We start from the raw sequence: 4934 nt of genomic DNA, 5'->3' as shown, positions 1-4934 counted from the left end.
TGATTGATTAATCTTGGTCGAAAGATCTGATCACAAAGAGGGCTATTAGTTCAATTTCTTATCCCGAGTTCAGGTTATCTAAGTTTAGGCATAGATACTTGTGCTGCAACTGGTTTATGTGGCTTAAAATGCCCCGTTGGTATAAACACAGGTGAATTTATAAAGTCTTTAAGATCAAAAAAACTTGCAACTAATAAAATGGCTTCTAAGTTATCAAAGTTTGCATTACACAATTTTGATAAAACACTATCGATTGCAAAACTTGGCTTAAATACGGCTAACACATTGAATTCTGTTCTGCCAAAACCTATTGTTGATAGTACCTTTAAAGTGCTTAACACTATAAGCAAAAATCATATACCTTTATATTATCCCGCTTGGCCTAAAGGTGAAAAAAGTATTCACTCAACTAAGCAAGCCTTTACAACGCTAAAAAAAAAGTGATCTATATCCCTAGCTGTGGCGGTAGAACCTTTGCGCAAGATACTAAAGCGTTAGATCAGCGCCCATTATTTGAAGTTGTCACTGCTATTTTAGAAAAAGCCAATTTTGAAGTTTTGATCCCCCCAAGCATAAACACTTTATGTTGTGGTATGCCTTGGCAGAGCAAAGGCGATCTCTTAAGTGCTAAGCAAAAATCTGATTCACTAATAGCAGTTATAGAATCTTTTAATCAAAATAATACAATTCCAGTGATTATGGATGCCAGCCCTTGTGTATTAACCCTTAATTCTTCCGACGAAAACGGGTTGAAAGTGTATGAAACGGCCCAGTTTATCAATCAAAATGTATTAGGTGCTTTGAGTATTTGCCCACAAACACAACCAATAACACTGCATATTACCTGTAGTAGTAAGAAGCAAAATATTGAACATCATCTGATTAATATTGCTAAAACCTGTGCGAGTGAAGTATTGATCCCAAGTGATATAAATTGCTGTGGTTTTGCAGGAGATAAAGGCTTTTTTGAGCCAAAATTAAATGAAAATGCATTAAAAACCCTAAAACCTCAAATTAAGAATTTCAGCAAAGAGTCAGGCAGTATTACTGAAGGGTTTTCAAATAGTAAAACCTGCGAAATAGGCTTATCAAAAGCCAGTGATATTCCCTATCAATCAATTGTTTATTTGCTAGATAGAGTAAGTTCATCTCTAGGTGGTTAGTTTTAATAGGTGTATTTGTAATTAAATCCCGTTAACAGATAATAATTTGATACCTTAATTTGCTGAGTGTGCGCCTTGACCCGATAATATTTGGTTAGAAGGAGAGCGGGATACGTCAGGCTTATACCTTACGAGCCATTCAATCAATATTTGAACGAGCTGAAACATTATACTTGCTGTAGATTGAAAGATATTCATCCCACAGAGTGCGGGGAAGTCATGAAGACGGCAGGGCTTGTGGTTGCGACACGTGTCATGCTCACAAAAAGAGGTTAAAAAAATGGGTTAAAAGATGGGCATGCTTCACTTGCTAACGATTCATTTATTGATAGCTCATCTCTTGATGACGCCTCAGATCCAAAGAGCCAAGGGTTAGGGCTAGCGTTTCGAGTTGAGTAATGTGTTTTTATACCATTGGCTTTCAATGGTGTAAATTGCTGCCGCAGGCTAAAGTCGTGGGTTCCCACCCACACAGGGTTGTAATAAACTAGCGTTTGGCCTTTTTGGTATTGGAAAATGTATTTATCGTTTGCATGTTCATGTGGATTTATCGCTTCCAGCGGGTTTTGTGCAGCTGCCTTTGTGGCACGCTGTTAACTCATCCCTGAGCGCTCTGCGATTTCCTCCCTGAAGTCGAAGGCCACAATTGCATCTACACTATAATTTAAAAAGCCAAATCTATGTGTTTCTTCGAATTGTTCGTGTTCTGACAAATCTCAGAGCGGCATGGCAAATACAGGTTCAGAGCCTCATAGGAAGCCGAAAATGCCGTGATAGCGGGGAAGACGAGCTATTCAGTTACAAACTTTGATATAAACGCGATGCTTCACTTTTGGTGTGCTTCAAGAGCGTTTATCCTCGCCTTAATCAAGGTGGACTGGTAGGGCTGACATCACACCGATATACTATTGTTCATATCTTGCATATATGGGGTATAGCATTAACATATAAGTCATTCATAAAAAACTATTTCAATATATAAACATATGTAATAGGTAGCAAAAATAAAAGCAGTGTAACTGTATAGCCAATAATTAATAATGATCTGCATTTTCCTGCAATACTGGATAATTCCTCATTATTTAATTTCAAATACTTTTTTTATAGAGAAACGTCATCATCTTAAATGAATTTTCTAAACTATTATTCTTGATTAACGTCCCCTTTCCCAACATTTCCCATGTTTCTGGGTATTCATTTTTTAATAGTGTATGTAACTTAGATATGCACAAAAAATAATACAAAACGAAGGGAAACATACTCAACGTTCCAATTTGCCAAATTAATTCTATCAAAATAATTCCTGTTAAAAACCAAATGTTTGCGTTTAAGTGTCGCCAGTTTTTCCTTGTTGGGTTATAGAAATAACATTATCGACTCATCACAATTCTTTGTTTTAATACGCAAAAAAGGAAACACAAATACAGCTGACACATTGCTAATTCAAGGATTATTTTCAGGAATGATAAAAACTGAGGGTTATGTCGCAAAGTTGAGAGGCTAATTTTAGACATTGAGCCAGTGATAAGCACTATTATCACTAGTGGGATAGTCATTCAATGCGAGTGATAGGTTTCACATTACGACTGAATAAACTCATCCAAAATACGATTGAATTTATCGGGATTTTCCAGAAACATAAAGTGTTTTCCTCCCTCATCTTCTTCAAAAAAAACGAGCTTCGACTGAGGAAGTTGTTCGGCAATCCATTGTTGAGAACTCCAAGCGGTAAGACTTGCTCGGCCAGAAACAACCAAACAGGGAAGCGTGACTCTTGGAAAAATATCACTCCATTCAAGATGAAAATTACTGAAAAAAAGCTGGGCTGCTTGGGAAAGTGGCAATTTGCGCCTTGATTGAATAATCGCTTGACGTTTATTAGGGCTGATATCTTGTGAAATCATACAATTTAGTATTACTTGACGGTAATGCTCACCTTTAGGGCTATCGATGATATTCATTATTTCTATCGCACCAGCCGCATTCGTTAATGGCCCATAATTCATAATATTTTTGCCTGACCACTTGGGGTTTAAAAGCAATATCGAAGGCATATCTATGCTGACCATTTTAGTCAGTAAGCTTCCACCAAATAAATCCCAATAACACCACATGATAGAAGCGCCCATAGCGTGACCAACAAGCACGACATGATCTAACTTTAACAGCAACAATAATTCCTGCAGATCTTTCGCTAAACGGGGGATCCTATAACCATAGTCAACTTTTTCAGACTTTCCATGACCTCTCATATCAAGGGAAATCATGCGATAACGATCGCTCATATCTTGTATTTGATATATGAATTCGTTAACACTTTGAGACCACGCGGGGATCATTACAATGGGTGTGCCTTTCCCTATGTCAATGTAGTGTAATTTAACGCCGTCATCGGTATAAAAATAGTATTCAGAAGCTGCCTGAGAATTCATATTTGTTACCTTTTAAAAGGCGATAAACTCATTCAGTTGTGATGATACGAGCAAGTCAGGATTATATCAGATAAGTCCACCTGTTTGTGATAAACCTAATCAAGATTACAAGGTGTTTTGTCGTCAATTTAAAGTGACGTATTGGTTTTACATAACCAGAGAGCATGCTCCTTATTACTGGTAAATGTTTTTTACTCTGGTCATTTTTTCGGTGTTAATGAGAGGTTTTGGTAACCAATTTGATTTTACTGCACCACTAAAGTGGTAAGCTTTTTTGTGTTTCTGGTTAGTTTTGCTTCCAGCTATTACCAGTGATAAAGTAGCCTTATCACTGGTAAGTATTTTTAATATTTTTGTCTTTGAGCTTTCATCTTACGAGTTAATGAATCAAGGTCGTATTCAGGACTAGGTTTCTCTTTTCTATCTGTTTTAGCTATATAATCATATATATATGATTCAGTTAATTCAGCTTTTCCTAATAAGCCTTGTTTCTGTTTAAAAGATGATATTAATTCTTTTTTGGTTATTCTTTCTACATTTAGATTTCCTGTTCGAAAAAATAAAATAACTCTGTTAAGCATTGCATTTAGAAAAACAATATCTATATACCTTTCATTATAATCGTTTATGCCAAACCACCTCTTTTCTTCATTTCCTCTTGAGGTCATACGATGAAGTCTATTAAACACCCCCTTTGTTTCAAATATAAATTCTTGAATAAATTCAGCTTCATCATTCTCACACAAATTCATTATAGTAGGCATGTATTCTAGAAATGAAGAAGGGATATTTGTTAGGCTACTTAAATAACAGTATACATGTCTTGTTACTTCATCATTGTTTATTTTTGATACGATTTTAAAAGTATCATTCAGTTGATTTATCCACTTGTCGATTGTTATGTTAACATCTTCTAATACATGTAAATATTTAATTCTTGCTATATTTAATTCTCTTCTTTTTTTTGCATATTCCATAGCATTCTGCTTTTCCTGTTCCTCTTGAAGTTTTAAAACACTATCTTTTGTTTTTTTTGTTTCAATTTTCAAAAGAGCAAATATTGATAGTACACTAGCAAAAAAAGCTATTATTGCTGCATTAAGAGTTTGCCAAGAGTGCCAAACACTATGAATATATTCCCAAGTTGTTACATTTTCTTGTTTTAATCCATCATATATAGGTTTACCAAACATCATAACTATATAAGAAATAAGGATAATTGATATTACAAAAAAATACAGTTTATTGTTTCTATATAAAAGATCTTAAAGATCCCCTCATATTTTTATTCTAAATAATCCCGAAGACATTGCGATAAATAAGATGGTTCTTCATATAA

At 35.0% G+C, this 4934-nt stretch carries 4 protein-coding genes and 1 pseudogene; 2 read left to right on the top strand and 3 right to left on the bottom strand.

Annotation, left to right across the window (positions count from 1 at the left end):
* Nucleotides 1–74: 74 nt before the first annotated feature.
* A complete protein-coding gene (locus Q0791_RS24435; RefSeq protein WP_299011870.1) occupies nt 75–350 on the bottom strand; it encodes a hypothetical protein in 276 nt (91 codons plus the stop codon).
* A 90-nt stretch (nt 351–440) separates the two neighbouring features.
* On the opposite strand from Q0791_RS24435, the gene Q0791_RS24430 reads away from it, so the two are divergent.
* Nucleotides 441–1163, top strand: a complete 723-nt coding sequence (locus Q0791_RS24430; RefSeq protein WP_299011869.1) for a (Fe-S)-binding protein — start codon at nt 441–443, stop codon at nt 1161–1163.
* A 58-nt stretch (nt 1164–1221) separates the two neighbouring features.
* A pseudogene (locus Q0791_RS24425) lies at nt 1222–1436 on the top strand (hypothetical protein); the annotation flags it as partial.
* A 1307-nt stretch (nt 1437–2743) separates the two neighbouring features.
* Here the strand turns inward: Q0791_RS24425 and Q0791_RS24420 are convergent.
* Both Q0791_RS24420 and Q0791_RS24415 read right to left on the bottom strand, forming a co-directional pair.
* Nucleotides 2744–3595, bottom strand: a complete 852-nt coding sequence (locus tag Q0791_RS24420) for an alpha/beta hydrolase (protein ID WP_299011868.1) — start codon at nt 3593–3595, stop codon at nt 2744–2746.
* Nucleotides 3596–3939: 344 nt separating this feature from the next.
* A complete protein-coding gene (locus Q0791_RS24415; RefSeq protein ID WP_299011867.1) occupies nt 3940–4791 on the bottom strand; it encodes a hypothetical protein in 852 nt (283 codons plus the stop codon).
* Between the last annotated feature and the right edge of the window lie 143 nt (nt 4792–4934).

The organism is uncultured Shewanella sp., assembly GCF_947495455.1.
In the GTDB taxonomy this organism is placed as follows: domain Bacteria; phylum Pseudomonadota; class Gammaproteobacteria; order Enterobacterales; family Shewanellaceae; genus Shewanella.
Note: the sequence above shows the minus strand (reverse complement) of the source record. Positions and strands in the feature narration are given on the sequence as shown.

What these genes read in the sequence shown, in the direction of transcription:
- Q0791_RS24420 (WP_299011868.1), bottom strand. Translation starts at nt 3,595, where the DNA reads ATGAATTCTCAGGCAGCTTCTGAATACTATTTTTATACCGATGACGGC.
- Q0791_RS24415 (WP_299011867.1), bottom strand. Translation starts at nt 4,791, where the DNA reads ATGATGTTTGGTAAACCTATATATGATGGATTAAAACAAGAAAATGTA.